Source organism: Halocatena pleomorpha (assembly GCF_003862495.1).
Classification (GTDB): Archaea; Halobacteriota; Halobacteria; order Halobacteriales; family Haloarculaceae; genus Halocatena; species Halocatena pleomorpha.
Map to the genome: position 1 here is coordinate 1 of NZ_RRCH01000019.1, position 18,408 is coordinate 18,408.

The following is an 18,408-nucleotide window of genomic DNA, read 5'->3' on the forward strand; positions in this document are numbered from 1 at the left end:
GGGGGGGTACTCGCCCAGAAGCACGACGTGACGCTAGTCGGCCGGGAGCCACACATGGCAGCGATACGCGACGGCGGCTTGGTCGTGGACGGGGAAATAGAAGCCACCGTAACACCGGAAGCTCGAACGAGCGTGCCTGCGAGCGCGGCCGTCGATCTCGCTATCGTTACCGTCAAATCGTTCGACACGACGACAGCAGCACGAGCACTCACAGCGTGTGAACCACGCGCCGTGTTGTCGCTCCAGAACGGACTCAGCAACGAATCGGTTCTGTCGGAACATCTCGACGGCGTTCTCGCCGGGACGTGTACGTACGGAGCAACGCGTGAACCCGGCCGTGTACGGTGTACTGGTGTGGGGAAGATCGTGCTCGGGGCACCCGCTGGCGGGCGGTCGGAGTGTGCTGAACGGGTTGTCGGTGCGTTCGAAGCGGTCGGACTCGTGGCGACCGCGGCTACTGACATGCCCCGACGGCTCTGGGAGAAACTCGCCGTCAATGCGGGGATCAACGCGACGACCGCGCTCGCGCGCGTCAAAAACGGGGCGTTGGATGACGGCCCAGCGGCCGAGATCGCCAAAGCAGCCGCGAAGGAGACGGTTCACGCCGCCCGGCAGGAAGGAGTCGACCTCGTCGAAACGGAGGCTGTCGACGCCGTTGGGCGCGTTGTTGACGCGACAGCCGATAACACGTCCTCGATGTTTCAGGACGTGCGCTCGGAGCGGCCGACAGAGATCGACGCTATCAATGGATACGTCGCGCAGTACGACGACACACCAGTGAACACGACACTCGCTGGACTACTCCGAGCGTGGGAACACGAACGAGATTTGCGACGGTGATCGGATTAGAACGGAGCCTGTGGGCCTTCGTCGCTGTCGTCCTCGCGGGTCATTTCACCAGGGAACGACGGTGAGGTCGAATGACCGCCACCACCGCCACCCATACCGGTTTCGGCGTTGACCGTCGTGATTTCTGGGATCTCCGAAACCATCCGGCTTTTGATCGCTTGGATCGTCATCGGGGAGATGCCACAGCCACTACACGCGCCACCGAGCGCGACGGTCACCTCACCCGCTTCGGCGTCGAGGTGCTGAATCGCTGCGCTTCCACCGTGCATCTGGATCTGCGGGAAGTTTCGGCGCAGGAAGTTTGTCACTTCCTCTCGGAGTTCGTCGTCCGACCGTTGTGTTTCCGTGCTCATGGAAGGCGATAGCGCCTGAACACGCTTAGGGCTTTCCACGCCGTTTCATTTTTCGTGTCGGTTTTCCGCTGTCTCAAGATCGAACACGGCCGCTAACTCCCGGCGGAGTTCCGTGACGTACCGATCGAGAACGCGGGTGAGTTTCTCGTCAGATACGACGACGCCGCTCACTCGCTCGGTCGGGTTCTCGGGTAGATCAATGGTGAATCCGTCGTCGTAGAACGGTTCAGACTCGTTGAGCACCTGCTGATCGATGGCGTGGATCAGCTGTGAGTCATACGCCTCGTTCATTGTCTCGAACGCGCGCTTGTACGCTTCCTGTAGCTCCGGAAAGTAATGGACGTACTTGTCCTCAAACCGCTCGGGATCGAATTCGGTCATGTATGATCATCGCTCGAAACCGGTAAAAATCGGGCGATCCGTTCGGATGAATCGTATGTTGATATACCGAACTGGACTCTACTGCTCCGGTCGTCGCCGCCGAGTCAAATCTGCAGGCAAGGAGCAATGGACCACCTCGATCCTCGAACCAGTCGGTCATCGATAGCGGTGTACGAACCGTCGATCAGCGAAAAAGTCCATCGGAACAGTGAGGTATGAATACAATCCTACATAAACGAAAAGATAGTACAATATTTTATGTCCACACCCATAGAGTTGTTGACACGTGGCGTGGCGTCGTCTCTTGATCGAGACGCACGGCGGACAGCCATCATAATGTTTTCGACAAGTTAGAGAAGAGTGAAGTATATTTCTCTGCCACAACCCCGAAACAGGAAGTCGGAGAGACACACAGTTCCGTGATCGAATATTCGCGATGGTGACTGACGCTAAGAAATGAACACTTATTCGTATTGAGGACGTTACGGTGACTAGAATGAACGATCAAGGGGATGGGACCGCGTCTGATGATAAAGAATCAGACCAGTCACATACCACCAGTAAAGTCGGCCGCGTTCTGGTCGAGTACGACCTGGACGGTCTCGGACAGACAATGGAGGCGCGATGGACGGGCGACAGCGAGGAGCGATACAGCCTCCGCGAGCTCGCAGACTGGTTGAACAAACACCTCCTCGAAGTAGCGATGACGAGAGCCGGTCGTCAACCGATTGATGGCGAGGTAGACAACGTGTATCGACTGCTCACGGGTGATGATGTCAGCAGTGGTGTCCGGACACAAGCTCGGAACGATCTGAAACGTGATGGAGTATCGATTGATAAACTCGAACGGGATTTCGTCTCCCACCAGGCAGTTCACACGTATCTCACGAAATACCGGGGCGCGCGCCACTCGGCACCGGCAACTGACGACAATGACCGGATCGAAAGCGTTACACAGGCGATTCAGCGCCTCTCCCACCGAACCCTTCGTGTTACCGAGGATAATCTCTCGACGCTCGAAAACACCGACCGCCTTGAGATTGGTGACTTCGATGTTCTCGTTGATGTGACTGTTACCTGCCAAGACTGTGGGACAAGATACGGCGTCGTAGAACTCCTTGAACGGGGTCACTGTGACTGTGTGTCAGCGGATGATAATACTGTTGAATCGCTCGATTGAGCTCGCCGTTACGAAATTACATCTGTAACCCCGAGACAGGCGTTCTCGTTATCTATGAGTCTGAGGAGTTAAATAGGTGGCTCCCTGAAAGATGCGTATATGGGAGCATCGCAGATTGGAACGGAAAAGATGCAACTCTCCGTAGAGAACATCGGCGGTATCGACAGTACGACCGTCGAGTTCACACCGGGAGTCACTGCACTCGCCGGTCGAAACGCAACTAATCGTACATCGTTGTTGCAAGCAATCATGGCTGCCTTCGGGAGTGATCGCGTCTCGTTGAAGGGTGACGCCACCGAAGGAGCGGTCGAGATGACGATCGGTGATGAAACGTACAATCGAACGTTAGAGCGCCACAACGGAACGATCATCACCGGTGGAAACCCGTATCTCGATGACACAGAGTTAGCGGATCTGTTCGCGTTTTTGTTGGAATCGAACGAAGCCAGACAAGCAGTCGCTCGGAGTGAGGATCTTCGAGAACTTATCATGCGGCCTGTGGACACCGAGGCGATTCAGGCCGAGATCAAGCAACTCGAAGCCGAGCAGCGCGAGATCGAAACCGAACTGTCCGACCTCGACACGCTCGCGGATCAGCTCGTCGAATTGGAAGATCGTCGAACGACGCTCACCCAGCAGATCTCGGAGAAACAGAACGCTCTCGAAGTGAAAGAGGAAGAGCTAGCGGAAGCCGACGCGGACGTTGAAGATAGCCGGGCAGACAAACGCGAGCTGGAGGCGGCACTCGATGAGCTTCACGACGCGCGGGCGTCCCTGGACGATACCCGGTTCGAACTGAGCACGCAGCGCGAAAGCCTCGAAGCTCTTCAAGAGGAACGATCGGAGCTTCAAACACAACTCGATGAACTTCCGGGAACGCCGGTCGGGGACATCGAGGAGATCGAAACGGAAATCGGACGGCTGCGTGATCGTCTACGATCGATCGATTCAACGGTCAACGAGCTACAGACGATCATCCAGTTCAACGAAGAGATGCTCGATGGGACGAGCCGGGAGATCGTTGATTCGCTTCGGGGTGAACGTGACACGGAGGCAGAGACCCTAACCGATCAGTTGGTTTCTGACACCGAGAACGTTGTCTGTTGGACATGTGGGAGCGAAGTCCCGAAATCAGAGATCGAGGAGACGCTCGATCAACTCCAACAGTTCCGTTCGGAACGGTTCGAAGAACGAAACTCGCTCCGAGCCGAGATCGACCAGCTACAGGAAGAGAAAAACACGCTCGAAGAGCACCAGCGCGAACGCGACCGGCTCGAACGACGGACCGAACAGATCGACTCCGAACTCGAACGCCGCGAGACCAGAATCGAAGAGTTGCAATCGGAGCGTGATGAACTGGAATCGGAGATCGAGCAGCTAGAGGACGACGTCGAAGATCTCCAAGAAGAGGATTACAGTGAGATCCTCGATCTCCATAAGGAGGCGAACCAACTCGAATTCGAGTTGGGCCGAATACAGAACCAGCGCGAATCCGTCGAATCCGAGATCGACGACATCGAAACGCGGGTCGAACAGCGCGATGAACTCAAACAGCGGCAGGAGACAGTACAGGACGAACTCGCTGATCTCCGAACGCGCATCCAGCAGATCGAAAAACAGGCGATCGAACAGTTCAACGACCACATGGAAACCGTGTTGGACCTGCTCGAATACGCCAACCTCGAACGCATCTGGATCGAACGCACTGAACACGAAGTCACTAGAGGACGGCGAACCGTCTCCGAGCGGACGTTTGATCTCCACGTCATCCGAAGCACCGATTCGGGAACCGCCTACGAAGACACCGTCGATCACCTCTCAGAAAGTGAGCGAGAGGTAACAGGGCTTGTGTTCGCCCTCGCAGGCTATCTCGTCCACGAAGTCCACGAGTCGGTCCCGATCATGCTGTTGGATTCGCTCGAAGCGATCGACTCCGATCGCATCGCCGCACTCATCGAGTACGTCGCTGACTACGCCGGGTTCCTCGTCGTTGCGCTGCTCCCCGAAGACGCGGCTGCTGTCGACGAGGAGTATCAGCGCGTGACCGAGATCTAACGAATGACGATAGAAGTAATCGTACATTTCTAAACGGTCGAGTGTCGTCATGACCGGTTCCTAACGTTTGGGGCGCGATCGAAGGGATCGGAAAAAGGACAGCTTATACGTCGTGGCGAAGGTGGCGTTGGTATGGTGACGGAGAACCTGTGGGGTCGTCGACCGTGAGCCGGACGCGACGGGAGATGCTCGCGGCAGCGGTGGGGATCACTGGCGGCGTGCTCTCCAGCGGCTGTCTTTCGATCGCGGGTGTCAAACAGTCGGAGCCACTGGGCTTCGCCGCTCGGAAAGGGCGAGTCAGACGAGCGGACGCGACCCACGTTGTCGAGTCCGTGGCCGATCTTCGGTCGGCGCTCTCGACGCCGGACGCGACGGTTTGGCTACCGAGCGGAACCGAGCTCCGTTTGGACGATTCGGTGTCGATGCCGATTTCGATCGCAGCGAACGTCACGCTCGCCAGCGACCGCGGGATCAACGGACCGGGGGCACGGATCACAGTGCCGACGACTGTATCGACCGTCTTTCGGTCACCCGGGACAGGAATTAGGGTGACAGGACTGCGGGTAGTCGGTCCCGAAACGGGATATTTCGATCCACGATCGAAGCCACAGCCGGCGTCGTCGTATTACGCGCGTGCGTTCGAATTCACTGGCGATGACATCGAGATCGACCACTGCGAGCTAGCGGGGTGGACACACGCCACTGTCAGCCTCGGCGCAGGGGACGCGCCGACCGGCTCACACGTCCACCACAACGCGATCCATCACAACCAGATGGAGACGCTCGGCTACGGACTCGACCTCCGCAACGGCACCCATCTGATCGAATGGAACTACTTCGATCACAACCGACATGCCGTGGCTGCGTTCGGACACCGTGAGAACGGGTACGAAGCCCGGTTCAACGTGGTCGGTCCTCACGCCGTCAGGCACACCTTCGACATGCACCGACTCAGCGAGAATCTCGATAACTACACCGGACTGTTGGCGGGGGAGTATTTGCGCGTTCACCACACGGTGTTCGAGACGACGAACGCGGCAGCGGTCGTACTCCGAGGGAGATCGAGCGCCGACTCGTGGGTCCGAAACAACTGGTTCGAAGCAGTACCGCTACTCGAACGCCACGGACGCGAGTCGATCGTTCAGCAGAGCCGGGGCGACAGGCGGTTTCAGGTGGAAAACAACGACTTCGGCCCACGAGCAACCGGCCGCGGGCGGGAGTGGCTCCGAGAACACGCGGCCGATCACAAAACGAAACCGTTCTCCGAACCGTTGACGGTGTAGCCGTCGCAGTGTCACTGCACAGCCCGACCCGAATCAGAGATAGCCCAGTTGCTGGAGTTGCTCCTGAACCGATTCGTCGAACGCGAGATCTTGTGCGTCGGCCGCGGCCTGCTGTTTGTACGCCAGTAGTTCCTCCTCGAACAGCGCCGTTGCTCGTTGAGTTGGCGCTGCGTCGTCAGCGAGCTGTCGCTGCCACGACGGACGATCCGGATCGAGTTCGTACTCACAACACTCCTCTAGCGAATTCCATTGGAGTTTCGTGTCCTCGTGATACACACACCGGATCATCCGGTTCCAGTGGGCGTACTCGTCGTCAGTGAATTCCCGGTCCCACGTCGGATTCGTTCCGAGGAGCCCGATCGTTTCGGCGGGGATCCACTCGGCCGTGCGGTCATCGTCGAAGGGATCGTCGTGAGCGAGATCGACAATGAGATCACCCAGTTCGAGATGAGAGAAGTACTCGGAGACGGTGTCGGGATAGCCAGCCGGTGGGTTAACGATCTCACAGGGCGTGTGCATGACACCCTCTGTCATGCTGCCCGTGTGATGAAAGAGCCCGTCATCGGCCTCGTATCCGAGGTTGTGACCGTGGTCGGAGACGATAACGAACGAGGTTTCACGGTCGGTAACGCGCTGGATGTCGTCGATCAGATCGGCCACCACCCGATCCAGATACTCGACGGCAGCGGCGTACAGCTGCCGGTAGTTGCGTGTGTACGCTTCTGTCGTCGATCCGTCCTTGTTCAACTCCCACTTGTCGAACTCGGTCGAACTCCAATCGTTTGGTACGGAGTGGAGGGACTGATCGAACTGGATCAGGTTCCGAAGCGGCGTGTGCGCGTCCATCAGATTCGCAAACAGAAACAACGGCGCTTCGTCCGCCTGAGCATGATTGCGTGCCGTGTGTGCGATGTTTTGCGCGCCGTCATCGACGACCTCCGGAACGGGGAGCTGTTTCACCGCCGGACCGATCTGCGACCAAACGCCGTTCGCGACACTTTTCAGCGGCCGATCGTGGCCGAAACAGGCTCGAAGAAAGTCGAGATACCGTTTGGTTGCGCTCGACTCGTCTGTTTTCGAGAGGTACTCCGTGACCGCCAGCCCCTCCGTGAATAGACTTTCGTGGATGTGTGACCCGATGGAGAAGTCCGAAAACGCATCGAAGTGAGAATCGAACCCGAACGCGCGGTTCATATAGGAGTTCGCGCTCAATCCGACCGTCCGGTACTCCGGCAGATCACCGAGGAACGTCTCCTCACGGGGGATCATTGAGAAGTCAAACGACGAATCGAAGCTTTCGGCGTGAACGCCGTGCGTGTGAGGTAGCTGTCCCGTGAAGATGCTCGTATGACTCGGCACGCTCCACGAGCTCGCGGCACGAGCCTGCTCGAAAGAGGTCCCCGACGCCGCACGGAGCCGGGTCGCATACTCGTCGAACACGTCCTTCCGAACCGTGTCGAGAACGATGAGTACAACGTTGCGCATACGAGTCACCCCACTACCCAATCCCGTCGAGACTGATCAGTTTGGGATTGCTTCTCTAGCACGTCAAACCTGTCCATGGAAGATGTGCAAGGGATGAGATTACTTAGTAGTAAGCGTACGGTCGATACCCGCGAGCGCCCATTCGTATCGTGCTATACGATGTATCAATCAATAAGTTGAGATTTAGATCAGTCGCGTATGAACGAGACAACAAACACAGATATTCCACCGTATCAATTCCTGCATAAACAGTTCCGTACTGAGATATCGTACCACACTATTTTTAGTTACCAAATACATAGTATAAATGAATGGATAGTCAGGATGATAGTGACGATCGTCGTATCGGACGCCGAACGTTTCTGCAAGGAACGACCTTGGTGGCCGCCGTCAGCGGGTTCGCGTCAGTGCTCAGCGATAGCGGGGTCGCAGTGCCTGTCGACACCGTACAACCCACGGATCGGTCGGTGTTCACGGCTGACACAGAACGCACAGACGCGGTGTTTCCCCAATCGGTAGCGAGTGGCGGGCCGACACCCGAGGGAGTGCTGCTGTGGACGCGGATCGCGCCCGAGGAGTATCAGGGTGGGCCGGTCGCCGTTGAGGTCGGATGGGACGACTCCTTTTCCGAGCCGGTCCATCGAGGCGTCGTGGAGTCGCCGGCGATCATGGCCGACCACGACCACACGATAACGGTTGATCTCGACGGCAAACTGTCGCCCGACACCGAGTACGCCTACCGGTTCATCTACAATGGAACGGCCAGTCGAACCGGGCGGTGTCAAACGCTGCCCGATCCCAACGCAACGATCGACAGCATGCGATTGGCAGTGTTGACGTGTCAGGATTACCAGAACGGATACTACGGGGCGTACAGCCACGTTGCCGAGGAGAACGTGGATTTCTTACTCCATCTCGGAGATTTCATCTACGAATCTGCCGACAACCAGTACAGAGCGCCGATAAGCGAGGAATACCCGGATCGGAATCTCGAACTGCCAAGTGGTCACGATCTCGCCCACACGCTTGCAGATTACCGGTATCTGTACAACACGTACCGCTCCGATCCGCACCTCCAGCGCGCACTCGAACGCCACACGCTGATCGCTGGGTGGGACGACCACGAGGTAGCGGACAACCGGTACTGGGATTACGACACCGACAGCCCTCGACTTCCGTCCCATCCTGAGGGTGATGATCCCGACGCAGCGACGCGGATCACCGCCGCAGCCATCAAAGCGTGGGTTGAGCAGTTCCCTGCCCGGATCGACTACGAACCGGCCGAGGTGGGAGCGCCGGGCGACCTTCACGAACGGTTCCGACTCCAGAGACGATTCAGGTTCGGTGATCTCACGACGCTTGTCCTCACTGATGAGCGACTGTTTCGTGATCCACCGCCAGCGTTTGCCAACGGGGACAAACCGGATCGAACGATGCTCGGAACCGACCAGCGACAGTGGTTTTTGGACGCGATCGACGACGCCGAGACGCAATGGACGGTGTGGGGAAATGAGGTGCTGACGATGCCCCTCGAAATGGGAACAGGAGCGATCGGTTCCTACCTCAACCGAGACGCGTGGGATGGGTACCGGGACGAATACCGGACGATCATGCGCCATCTCGCCCGGAATGGCACGTCGAATTTCATCACGCTGACTGGCGATCTCCACACTGCGATGGCCGGCTACCAACGAACGGGATACGACCCGTTCAGTGACGACGAGCGGGTTGGCGTCGAGTTCATGACGCCTGCTGTCACGAGTGTGAATCTGTCAGAAATCGTGCTTGGGATCGACGATATCGATCCGTTCGATGTGACGGAGCAGGCGGTTACCACTCTCAACCCCCACATCGAATTTTTCGACAGCAGCATTTGGGGCTATTCGATCGTGGAATTCACTGGAGACGCGTGTACGTACACGGTGTACAGCGTCGATAAGAGCGTCAAAGAATCACCTCGCAAACAACGACACGAAACGCTCCGCGTTCCGGCAGGAACGACCGAAATCGAGTCGGTTGAGCGCTAACTGTCGAGTTGGTCACTGACGATCCGATCGGCGTGTTTGATGAACGCCGCTTGCTGTCCGATGGGGATCGTCGCTCCGGCTGCGACATCGTGCCCACCGCCGTCACCGCCGACGGCGCTGCTAGCGCGTTGCATAACGACCGAGAGATCGAGTCCTCGGTCAACGAGCGCGTGGCTCCCGCGAGCGGACACTTTCGTCTCCGTCTCGCTTTTCTCGGCAAACGCGACGATCGGCCGGCCACGGTCGACGTTCTCGGCACCGAGCGCCATTCCCGCAACGATTCCCACAATGGTCTCGCGGATCCGCGTCCCGGCGTCGAACCATTGGATGTGAGTCTCAGTAGTGACCCCCTCCGTTTTCACCAACTGCAACCCCTCCGAGATGTTCCGGCGGTGGGTCTCTAACAGCGTGCGTGCCCGGTCAAGCGCTGCGTCACGGTTGCCGAGACAGACGGCAAGCCCGACATCAGCCCGATCGTATCGCGCCGTCGCGTTGAGTAGCGTTGAAAACTCACTGGCGTCGCGGAGTTCGGTGCCAGCGGGTTCGGCCACCAACGTGTACGTCGTGGCGACGAGATCCTCGATCGAGTCCGGTCCGACACCCCGCTTGAGTGCGCACTCGACGAGCGCACTCACCACGGTTTGGCGCTCCTCGCCCGACAGATCGACCCACGTTCGCCACTCACCGTCCTGTTTCAGGTCGATCGCTAATCCCGAGAGCAACTCGACGCTCCCGCGCTGATCGTTGGTGATACCAGGAATATACACCGCGTTCGAGTATTCGAGCAGTTTGGGCAGCGGTCGGGTCTGTCGGCCGTACAGCGCGAGATCGGACTGTTCCTCCAGCACCCCCGCCTCGATCCCCTCTGCAACGATCGCGCGGTTCGCCCCGGTGAGTTCGCCGTCAGTGTCCTGCATATCTCCAACCGCGCCGACGACCGCGAGCGCAGCGAGATCCCGGTTGTCGGTGTCGTTGGTTTCGAGTGCCCGCGCGAGCGTGTAGCTCGCGCCCGCACCCGAGAGTTCGCTCGCCCCGTCGATCCCCACTAACAGCGGGTTCAAATGGTACTCGGTCTCGGCGTCCGCCGGTTGGTGGTGGTCTGCGATCACCGGCGTGAATGTGTTCTTGTGCTCCGTAATGAGATCGAGCTGCCCGCTGCCGAAATCGGTGAATAACACCGTGTCGTGACCGGTTGCCGCGATCGCGGTGATCGCATCGGCGTCGAGTTGGTTTTCGAACGCCGTTTCGAAGGGGATTCCCGCCCGTTCGAGGGCACGCGCAGCGATCGCCGCGCTGGTGAGTCCATCAGCGTCGATGTGAGAAACGAGCAACACCTCCGAGGCGTCACGCAGCCGCGTTGCACACGCGAGCGCGCGGTCTTCGAGTTCCGGGACGGGTACGGGTAGATCGGCCGTGGTTGTCATACCACTGTCTCCCACGGTGTTCCCTGATAAAGCACTGCACGAGGATGCTCGTCCGGACGGAGTGCAGACGCGCGATGGCTCATACGCGTTCGCTCAGCCGGTCGACGACAGTTCTGGCAAGCGCTTCGAAGTCGGCACGGTCGGAAACGACATCGACATCGATTCCGGCGTTCTCGGCGGTCCGTTGGGTCGGCGGGCCGATCGCGCCGATGACCGCATCACCAAGTCCATCGATCGCCGTCTCTCGCAACCCCCGCTCGCTCGCAGCGTCGAGGAAGTGGTCGACGGTGAGCGATGAGGTGAACAACACGGCGTCGATCTCGCCGGTCGCAGCCAACTCGGTCGAGACGCCCGCTCGTGGCGGTCTGGTGAGCCGGTACAGTACCGTTTCATGGACGTACGCACCGGCGTCTTCGAGTCCGTCGGTGAGCACCGGGGAACCGTGATCGCTTCTGGCTACGTCGACGCGCGCGCCATCGACACGGTCCGAAAGCGCAGCGACCAGCCCAGACGACGTGAACTGATCGGGAATGATATCGACCGAGTAGCCGTATGCACGGAGGCTGTCGGCGGTGCTCGATCCGATTGCACAGACGGCCCCCGGCGGCGTCCAGCCGGCGTGGGCAGCGAGTTCGACCCCGGTTTTGCTCGTGAGCACCGTATAATCGGCGTCCGATCGCGGAATCGCGTCGGTCGGCTCGACAGCGAGCATCGGATCGGGAACCGGCTCGGTTCCCAGTTCCTCCAACAGCTCGACAGCCTGCGTCAGACGGGCGTCGTCCGGACGGAACACCCCTACTGAGACCGTCATCGATCATCACCGCTAGACTGTCGGTCGGTCGAATCGTTTCGCAGGAATTCACGCACCTGTTGTCGCGTGCCAGCGACTGTTCCGATGACTGTGATCGCTGGTGGTTCGATCCCGTCCTGATCACGCACGTCGACAGCGGTTTCGAGCGTACCACACGCGATCCGTTGGGTCGGCCACGTGGCACGCTCAACGAGTGCAATCGGCGTATCCGGGTCCATTCCCGCTTCGAGCAGCGCGTCGGTGTACTCCGGAAGCTTGCCAACGCCCATCAACACGACAATCGTTCCGTCGGTAGCAGCGAGCGCTTCCCAGTTGACCGCCGAATCGTCTTTGGTCGGGTCCTCGTGACCGGTCACGAACGAGACCGACGAGGCGTGATCGCGGTGGGTGAGCGGCACGCCAGCCACGCCCGGTCCAGCGACGGCGGAGCTGACACCCGGTACCACCTCGAACGGAACGCTGTGCGACGCGAGATACGTCGCTTCTTCACCGCCGCGTCCGAACACGAACGGATCGCCGCCTTTGAGCCGCACAACTGTCTTGCCCGCTCGGGCGAGTTCGACCATCCGCTGGTTCGTGTACGCTTGGGTGGTGCGATCGCCGCCAGCGCGCTTTCCGACATCTTCACACGCCTCCGCCGGGAGCTGATCGAGGATTTTCGGTCCGGGAAGCTTGTCGTGGAGGATCACGTCCGCTGATTCGACGAGGCGCCTGGCCTTGACGGTCATGAGATCGGGATCGCCCGGGCCGCTCCCGACGAGATACACCCGACCGACCGAGTCGTCCGGATCGGACTCTGTGGGGAGATCAGTGGTCATCATTCCTGTCGAGATGGAGACGGTGATGGTTCCTCTGTGGCCTGTTCGATGAGTTGTGCAGCACCGCACTCACGGAGATCGGCCGCAAACTCCCGTGCAGCCGACGGGTGGTTCTCAACCGGCAGATCTCGCGTTTCCGCGATCTCTTCGGTGCCGTCGCGGCTGAGAACACGAACCACGGTGTTGACGTACTCGCCCCGAAGCCGAGCGTACACGCCGATCGGAGCGACACAGCCACCACCGAGTTCCGCGAGAATCGACCGTTCGACAGTCGATGTGATCCGCGTTTGAGCGTGATCGAGTGTGTCGTGGATCGTCTCGGCGTTCTCTTCAAGGGCGGTGACAGCGATCACCCCTTGGGCTGGTGCCGGGACGAACTCCACTGGTGACAACTGCTGATAGTCGATATGGTGGGCAATACCGGATCGTTGGAGTCCGGCCTCCGCGAGTACGATCGCGTCGTACTCGGTGTCTACCTCGCGTTCGAGCGCGCGGCGCTCGATCGGTGACAACGACTCGAACCACTCCTGTGCGTCATCACCGTCATCACCACCGTTTTCGTTCTCGTCTGCGTCGAGTCGGTGCTCGTGTTCGCGCTGGAGCGCGGGAGCGAGCAGTTTTTCAACGCGCGTGTCGACGTTGCCGCGGAGCGGCGTCACCGTCAGATCGGGACGGTCAGCCAACAGTTGGGCCGTTCGCCGGAGGCTCGACGTGCCGACGACCGCTCCGGACGGAAGTTCCGAAAGCGTTCGGTTATTGGGCGTGAGAAGCACGTCGTTCGGCAGTGCACGCTCGGGCAGCCCAGCGACGACAAGCTCCTCGGGAACCTCCGTCGGCATGTCCTTCATCGAATGGACGGCGCCGTCGAGTTCACCGGCCATCACCTTTTCATCGAGGCTGCGGACGAACGCACCCGTTTGTCCCAGCCGATGAATCAGTTCGTCTCGGATCTGATCCCCCCTCGTCTCAACTTCGACGAGTTCGACCGACCGCCGACGGGTTTCGAGCGCGGATTTCACCGCATTCGCCTGCCGGCGCGCGAGCGACGACCCCCGCGTCGCTAACCGGACCGTGCGTGTGCTCATTGTATACCTACATTCCGATTCCGGGCGTGAAAAGGAGTTCTATCTTTAAACAGCGAGAGAATCCCGCCGTTCACGGCGGGGAGGATGTCACGCTGGATGATATTGGATTCAGTCGTCACTCGAAGAATGCTTTGTACGCTTCGAGGGTGTCTTCGATGTCCGCCTCGGTGTGTGCGTAGCTAACGAACTGGCTTTCGAACTGGTTCGGGGTGAGGAAGACGCCTTGCTCTTTCATCGCCGGCCAGAACAGCCGTTCCCACCGATCGGTCTCGCCACGGCGCACGTCCGCGCCGTTTTTAGGACACTCCGAGAAGCGGGGACACGCCCGATCCTGTTGGCAGCCGTCTACGCACTCTCCACCTTGAACCGGGGAGTCTGCCCGCGTGAAGACGGTTTTGAACATGCTGTCGGTACCGACGACGGTGTACTCCGGGGCGCGGTCGGCAAGGATGTCCCGGATGCCACCCCGGAGTTGTCGACCCAGCGCGTTCACGTGGTCGTACACGTCGTTTTCGGCCACGAATTCGAGGGTCGCTAGTCCTGCGGCCATCGTGACGGGGTGGCCCGAGAACGTGCCGGACTGGAACACGTCGCCAGACGGCGTGAACTGCTCGATGATCTCGGTGCGGCCGCCGATCGCGCCGACCGGGAATCCCCCGCCGACGATCTTGCCGAACGTCGTGATGTCGGGCAATACGCCGAGTTTTCCCTGTGCACACTGAAGCCCGCCTACACGAAAGCCGGTGATGACCTCATCGAAGATGAGCAACGCGCCGATCTCATCGCACAGTTCCCGCACCGTTTGGTGGTAGTCGTCGGTCGGTGCGACGATGCCGGTGTTGCCGAGCATCGGCTCCGTGATGACGGCTGCAACGTCGTCGCCGTGCTCTGAGAGCACTGCACGGAGTCGGTCCTCGTCGTTGAACGGAACGGGTAACGTGTGCTTGGTGAACGACTCGGGGATCCCCGGCGTCGAGGGGGTCGGATCCTCGGCGTCGCCCGCCACCAGCGTTGAGGGCTGTGCGCCGTGGTAGCCGCCCGAAATGACGACGATCTTGTCTCGGCCCGTGTAGCCCCGCGCCAACCGGATCGCTGACACGGTCGCCTCGGTCCCGCTGTTGACGAACCGAACCATCTCGACGCTGGGTACGTTCCGGGTGACGAATTCCGCCAACTCGATTTCGATCTCGGTCGGTGCGCCGTACATCGGACCCTCGCTCGCCGTCGACTGGATCGCTGCCTGCACGGGTTCGGGCAAGGAGTGGCCGAGCAACAACGGCCCATACCCCATCACGTAGTCAACGTACCGGTTGCCGTCCGCGTCGATAACGTGGGCACCGTCGCCGCGCTGGACGAAAAACGGGTAGGGCTGGATCGCACGCACTGAGGAGTTCACGCCTCCCGGAATCACCGAGAGGGCGCGGTCGTACAGCGTCCGAGAACGCTCGTGGTTCATAACCGGGCATTCGCCCGGTTTCCTCAAAGGTGTTACCACCCTGGTTCTACCAGGCGGGTAGTGGGAGATGTATGGATTCCCAGCCTCTGGAGGGTGGGAATACGCCAGTTCCGACTCGTGAAAGCCGCCACTTCAGGACACGACCGAGTAGTCCGTGAAACTGCTACAGCGTTCAGCCAGAACAGCAGCGATCGGTGGCTGCTCAGTTGGAACATCCTTATACATTCTCTCGGTTGACCTAGATCAGATAGTCGATTATGTATATATTCTTAGGAATGATACTATATATCATATATAATTCCTGTGTCATTAGTACATGTTATCGAATAATTACTCATTACCAGTAGTAATTCACAGTGTAGTCAGATTGACTTGCTTCGTTTTTGCTTGGGTTAGATGTCTTTACTAGATAGCTACCGAAACCACACACTATCAGTACATATTTTCCCGAGGTGCTGAGATACCATTACATTTACTTGTTCTGTTATTCTATATCAGACTATGTTCGAAGATTGGAAAGGGAAGATTATATTTGGGGTGGAATCTATAATTCTTGTATTGTTATTTGGGACTGTATTTAATTATATTCTACAGCCATTTTTAGCAAGTATTCATCCAATATTTACTCCTCAGCATGTTCCGATTGAAAATAGATCTTTCCGGGGGCCAGACACTCCTGCTGGAGCAGCAGGGTATCTACTAGCTGGAATATGCTTTTATATTTATTCTACTATAAAATATAAAATATATGACTACATTTCCAGTATTAGAAGATGATCTTATGCATCAGATATTTGTATTATACAATGCATTTTTGCGGTGGTTTGAACGAATGTTCACCTAATTCGATTGTGCGATTCGCTGCTCCATTCGATGCAGAAATATCTCTACATTTCCCGAACAAGAACGTTCTGTATTTCGTCTTTCTTAATTTTTTAATTGTCCGCCTAACTTCTTTTGGAGACCTACTTTTCTTGAGATAGCTAACGAACTTGAGACTGTATCCATTGTCTACGTAGTATCTGATATCATCAGTTGGAATCTCCTGTTTGCGGAGTTTCACAAGTTGCTCAGTGGTGGCTCCCGTTGCAACGGGATTTTGTGCCTTGTAGCCGTCGAGTGGGTTCCGGACGCTGCCCTCGATGGGTCGCTTGATACGGACGGGATACTTGCTGTTCGCGTTTTTGGAGATATGGATGATGTCATCGGCGGAGTAGCCCACATCCTTGAGTGTCTCGGCCTGTGAGACCGTGATTTTTGGGTGAGCCTCCTCACCGTGTTTGGCGAGGTAGGCGAGTTGATCGCCGGAGAACCCTCGACTCGTGAGCTTGTAGGCCACTTTGAGGTTAGCATTGGCTTTGGTGAGGGTATGGATATTCCCTTTTGAGACGCCGCTTTGGCTGAGTCCTTCGACCTTCCTAAGATCGACCCCTCGCTTAGCAAAGTCATCGATATCAGCGGTTATAAATCCATGTTTATTTACAAGCCGTTTTATTCGCTCTTCAGAGTATTTTGTTGTCAGTTCATTCAATCGGCTATCAGAGACACTATCGCTCCGTTTAAACCCTTCGTCGCCATTTTTGGCTGCTGTTCCGGCTTCGTCGCTGCCTTTTCCGAAGGCGCTCAGAACCAGGTGTTTGGCTTCAGTTGGAGCATTTTTGAGGAACGGTCCCGAGACGAGTTTAAACGCCTCATCGGCCGCTGTGGGGAACGCCTTTGCCCATTTTATAGGGGTCCGATAGAGATCCTTCGCATTTTCAAGTGCACCAAGCCCAGGAACGAGACCGACCGCTTCGATTATCATCCCCGCTGGATCGCCTTTCATCGCGGCTGAGACAAAGTCCCGTACGCCCGTTGCGACATCAAGTCCCGGAACGATCGTTCCGGTTATCCAGCCTCCGAGATACGATAGTGTTTCGGCCTGATCCATTGGAAACTTACTGCTGGGCATTGCGAGATCTCCCAACGCAACACCGAGGAAGAAATTCCAGGCCTGTTCTCCTGCCTGATAGATCGTCTGCAAGGGATGGGTCGCAGCATTGCGCAACTTCTGGTAGATATATCCCGGTGCTTTGTTTTTGAACCACTTGAGACTGCCAACAACGAAGTCCGTAATGGCCTCTCCAGCGTCATTGAGGGTCTCTTCGGGGTTATTAACGGCATGAGAAAGCCCATCCAAAAGTCCGCCCCCGTCGTCCTTGTCCGTACTCTTCTGTTTATCCGTTGTTTTTTTACTATGCTGTTGAGACTGTTGCGATTCAGTTGGCGGTGGGGAAGTCTGACCAGCATCACTATTCCCTCCGCCACTGTTCACAGGCGTTCCCGCGACATCGGTGCTGGCGTGCACCGTCATTCCGGGACGCAAAGAGCCGCCAGATTCGAGATTAGTGGTATCGACAACGATGCTGATACTGACTGGATCGCCGGGAGCAAGCCGCACCGCCTGCCCTTTCGTTTCCATCGCTCTCCCGGAAGTCCCGCGTGTGAACGAGACGGCGCCGCTGTCAGTGGCGAGCCAGACTGCCACCGGCTGGGTGCCCTGATTCGTGATCGTGAACACGTTGTTCACCGTCGTTTTCCCGCCAGGATTCACACCGCTGCCGGCCGCATCGGCCATCGAATTGAGCGACACCCGAAGCTTGCCGTTCTGGTAGGTGGCGTAAACACTGTTCTTGCTGTTCTGTGCTGGTTCAAGCGCGAGATAGCCTGACGCGTCACCGGCGACGTTGACGTTCGCCTGACGCGAGGACTGCAGCGAGGAGAATGCCCCCGTCGCGTAGATCGCGCTCGTGATCACCGCAATGGTGAGTACAATGATCGCGTACCGACGTAGTCGATGCATGGATGGATTGAGTGAGATGGGTGGTGTGTGGTGGTAGAGCCGCGTTCAGCCGGGGCAACGATCGGTGAAATGCTTACCGTTCTTCGCGCACGAAGAACCGCAACAGCCACACCGCAGGACCGTCCTGACCAACTGGTTGCAGCTCACCCGCTGTCTCTACCGACGGACTCGGGCCGAAGTTGGAGCGGTTAGGCGTGTCTTCGCCTTCGATTGTGTAGAGTCATCACGACGTCACTGGAACCGCCAGGAACGTCCGTCGTGCTGGTTGTCTCGGCGCCCAGACTCACAGCCGCGACCGCGATCATGCCAAATGATTCCGTATGAGTATACATGGGTTGTCTTGATTGGTAGTTGGAGTC

At 58.1% G+C, this 18,408-nt stretch carries 15 protein-coding genes; 6 read left to right on the forward strand and 9 right to left on the reverse strand.

Annotated features, from left to right (window positions below):
- The coding region (locus tag EIK79_RS08770; protein WP_148094139.1) for a ketopantoate reductase family protein at positions 1-840 on the forward strand (840 nt) is incomplete at its 5' end.
- A 5-nt stretch (positions 841-845) separates the two neighbouring features.
- Here EIK79_RS08770 and EIK79_RS08775 read toward each other — a convergent pair.
- Positions 846-1,202 carry a NifU family protein gene (locus EIK79_RS08775; protein ID WP_124954748.1) on the reverse strand — a complete coding sequence of 119 codons (357 nt, stop codon included), beginning with the start codon at positions 1,200-1,202 and terminating at the stop codon, positions 846-848.
- A 45-nt stretch (positions 1,203-1,247) separates the two neighbouring features.
- Positions 1,248-1,583: a DUF5783 family protein gene (locus EIK79_RS08780; RefSeq protein ID WP_124954749.1), complete on the reverse strand. Its 336-nt coding sequence runs from the start codon at positions 1,581-1,583 to the stop codon at positions 1,248-1,250.
- Positions 1,584-2,079: 496 nt separating this feature from the next.
- Between EIK79_RS08780 and rdfA the strand changes: the two genes are divergently transcribed.
- The 3 genes from rdfA (at position 2,080) to EIK79_RS08795 (ending at position 6,101) form a co-directional block, all read left to right on the forward strand.
- Positions 2,080-2,763: a rod-determining factor RdfA gene (gene rdfA, locus EIK79_RS08785; protein WP_124954750.1), complete on the forward strand. Its 684-nt coding sequence runs from the start codon at positions 2,080-2,082 to the stop codon at positions 2,761-2,763.
- A 99-nt stretch (positions 2,764-2,862) separates the two neighbouring features.
- Positions 2,863-4,818 (forward strand): archaea-specific SMC-related protein, encoded by a 1,956-nt coding sequence (locus EIK79_RS08790; RefSeq protein WP_124954751.1) that lies wholly within the window; start codon positions 2,863-2,865, stop codon positions 4,816-4,818.
- A gap of 164 nt (positions 4,819-4,982) precedes the next feature.
- On the forward strand, positions 4,983-6,101 hold the full coding sequence (locus EIK79_RS08795; protein WP_124954752.1) for a hypothetical protein: 1,119 nt from the start codon (positions 4,983-4,985) through the stop codon (positions 6,099-6,101).
- Between the two features lie 33 nt (positions 6,102-6,134).
- Here the strand turns inward: EIK79_RS08795 and EIK79_RS08800 are convergent, their stop codons facing one another.
- A complete protein-coding gene (locus EIK79_RS08800; RefSeq protein WP_124954753.1) occupies positions 6,135-7,586 on the reverse strand; it encodes a sulfatase-like hydrolase/transferase in 1,452 nt (483 codons plus the stop codon).
- A gap of 311 nt (positions 7,587-7,897) precedes the next feature.
- Between EIK79_RS08800 and EIK79_RS08805 the strand changes: the two genes are divergently transcribed.
- Entirely contained in the window at positions 7,898-9,613 is a 1,716-nt protein-coding gene (locus EIK79_RS08805; RefSeq protein WP_124954754.1) for an alkaline phosphatase D family protein, read from the forward strand.
- On the opposite strand, the gene EIK79_RS08810 is transcribed toward EIK79_RS08805, so the two are convergent.
- The 5 genes from EIK79_RS08810 to hemL all read right to left on the reverse strand — a co-directional run bounded on the left by EIK79_RS08810 (position 9,610) and on the right by hemL (position 15,207).
- Complete coding sequence (locus EIK79_RS08810; protein WP_124954755.1) at positions 9,610-11,037, reverse strand: DHHA1 domain-containing protein; 1,428 nt, start codon at positions 11,035-11,037, stop codon at positions 9,610-9,612. The two genes, EIK79_RS08805 and EIK79_RS08810, sit on opposite strands and share 4 nt — an antisense overlap.
- A 79-nt stretch (positions 11,038-11,116) precedes the next feature.
- Positions 11,117-11,848 carry a uroporphyrinogen-III synthase gene (locus EIK79_RS08815; RefSeq protein ID WP_124954756.1) on the reverse strand — a complete coding sequence of 244 codons (732 nt, stop codon included), beginning with the start codon at positions 11,846-11,848 and terminating at the stop codon, positions 11,117-11,119.
- Positions 11,845-12,666: a uroporphyrinogen-III C-methyltransferase gene (gene cobA, locus EIK79_RS08820; RefSeq protein ID WP_124954757.1), complete on the reverse strand. Its 822-nt coding sequence runs from the start codon at positions 12,664-12,666 to the stop codon at positions 11,845-11,847. Before cobA ends, EIK79_RS08815 begins: the two co-directional genes overlap by 4 nt.
- Positions 12,666-13,751 carry a hydroxymethylbilane synthase gene (gene hemC, locus EIK79_RS08825; protein WP_124954758.1) on the reverse strand — a complete coding sequence of 362 codons (1,086 nt, stop codon included), beginning with the start codon at positions 13,749-13,751 and terminating at the stop codon, positions 12,666-12,668. Before hemC ends, cobA begins: the two co-directional genes overlap by 1 nt.
- Positions 13,752-13,866: 115 nt before the next feature.
- Positions 13,867-15,207: a glutamate-1-semialdehyde 2,1-aminomutase gene (hemL, locus tag EIK79_RS08830; protein WP_124954759.1), complete on the reverse strand. Its 1,341-nt coding sequence runs from the start codon at positions 15,205-15,207 to the stop codon at positions 13,867-13,869.
- 501 nt (positions 15,208-15,708) lie between these two features.
- Between hemL and EIK79_RS08835 the strand changes: the two genes are divergently transcribed.
- Positions 15,709-15,984, forward strand: coding sequence for a hypothetical protein (locus tag EIK79_RS08835; protein ID WP_124954760.1), 276 nt, complete (start codon positions 15,709-15,711; stop codon positions 15,982-15,984).
- 22 nt (positions 15,985-16,006) lie between these two features.
- Here EIK79_RS08835 and EIK79_RS08840 read toward each other — a convergent pair whose 3' ends face one another.
- Entirely contained in the window at positions 16,007-18,049 is a 2,043-nt protein-coding gene (locus tag EIK79_RS08840) for a DUF1102 domain-containing protein (RefSeq protein ID WP_124954761.1), read from the reverse strand.
- Positions 18,050-18,408 lie beyond the last annotated feature (359 nt).

Excerpts from the sequence above, each read along its gene's own strand:
- EIK79_RS08810 (WP_124954755.1), bottom strand. The coding sequence starts at position 11,037 with ATGACAACCACGGCCGATCTACCCGTACCCGTCCCGGAACTCGAAGAC.
- EIK79_RS08805 (WP_124954754.1), top strand. The coding sequence starts at position 7,898 with ATGGATAGTCAGGATGATAGTGACGATCGTCGTATCGGACGCCGAACG.
- EIK79_RS08835 (WP_124954760.1), top strand. The coding sequence starts at position 15,709 with ATGTTCGAAGATTGGAAAGGGAAGATTATATTTGGGGTGGAATCTATA.
- EIK79_RS08780 (WP_124954749.1), bottom strand. The coding sequence starts at position 1,583 with ATGACCGAATTCGATCCCGAGCGGTTTGAGGACAAGTACGTCCATTAC.
- hemC (WP_124954758.1), bottom strand. The coding sequence starts at position 13,751 with ATGAGCACACGCACGGTCCGGTTAGCGACGCGGGGGTCGTCGCTCGCG.
- cobA (WP_124954757.1), bottom strand. The coding sequence starts at position 12,666 with ATGACCACTGATCTCCCCACAGAGTCCGATCCGGACGACTCGGTCGGT.
- EIK79_RS08800 (WP_124954753.1), bottom strand. The coding sequence starts at position 7,586 with ATGCGCAACGTTGTACTCATCGTTCTCGACACGGTTCGGAAGGACGTG.
- EIK79_RS08775 (WP_124954748.1), bottom strand. The coding sequence starts at position 1,202 with ATGAGCACGGAAACACAACGGTCGGACGACGAACTCCGAGAGGAAGTG.
- hemL (WP_124954759.1), bottom strand. The coding sequence starts at position 15,207 with ATGAACCACGAGCGTTCTCGGACGCTGTACGACCGCGCCCTCTCGGTG.
- EIK79_RS08815 (WP_124954756.1), bottom strand. The coding sequence starts at position 11,848 with ATGACGGTCTCAGTAGGGGTGTTCCGTCCGGACGACGCCCGTCTGACG.
- EIK79_RS08840 (WP_124954761.1), bottom strand. The coding sequence starts at position 18,049 with ATGCATCGACTACGTCGGTACGCGATCATTGTACTCACCATTGCGGTG.
- EIK79_RS08790 (WP_124954751.1), top strand. The coding sequence starts at position 2,863 with ATGGGAGCATCGCAGATTGGAACGGAAAAGATGCAACTCTCCGTAGAG.
- rdfA (WP_124954750.1), top strand. The coding sequence starts at position 2,080 with ATGAACGATCAAGGGGATGGGACCGCGTCTGATGATAAAGAATCAGAC.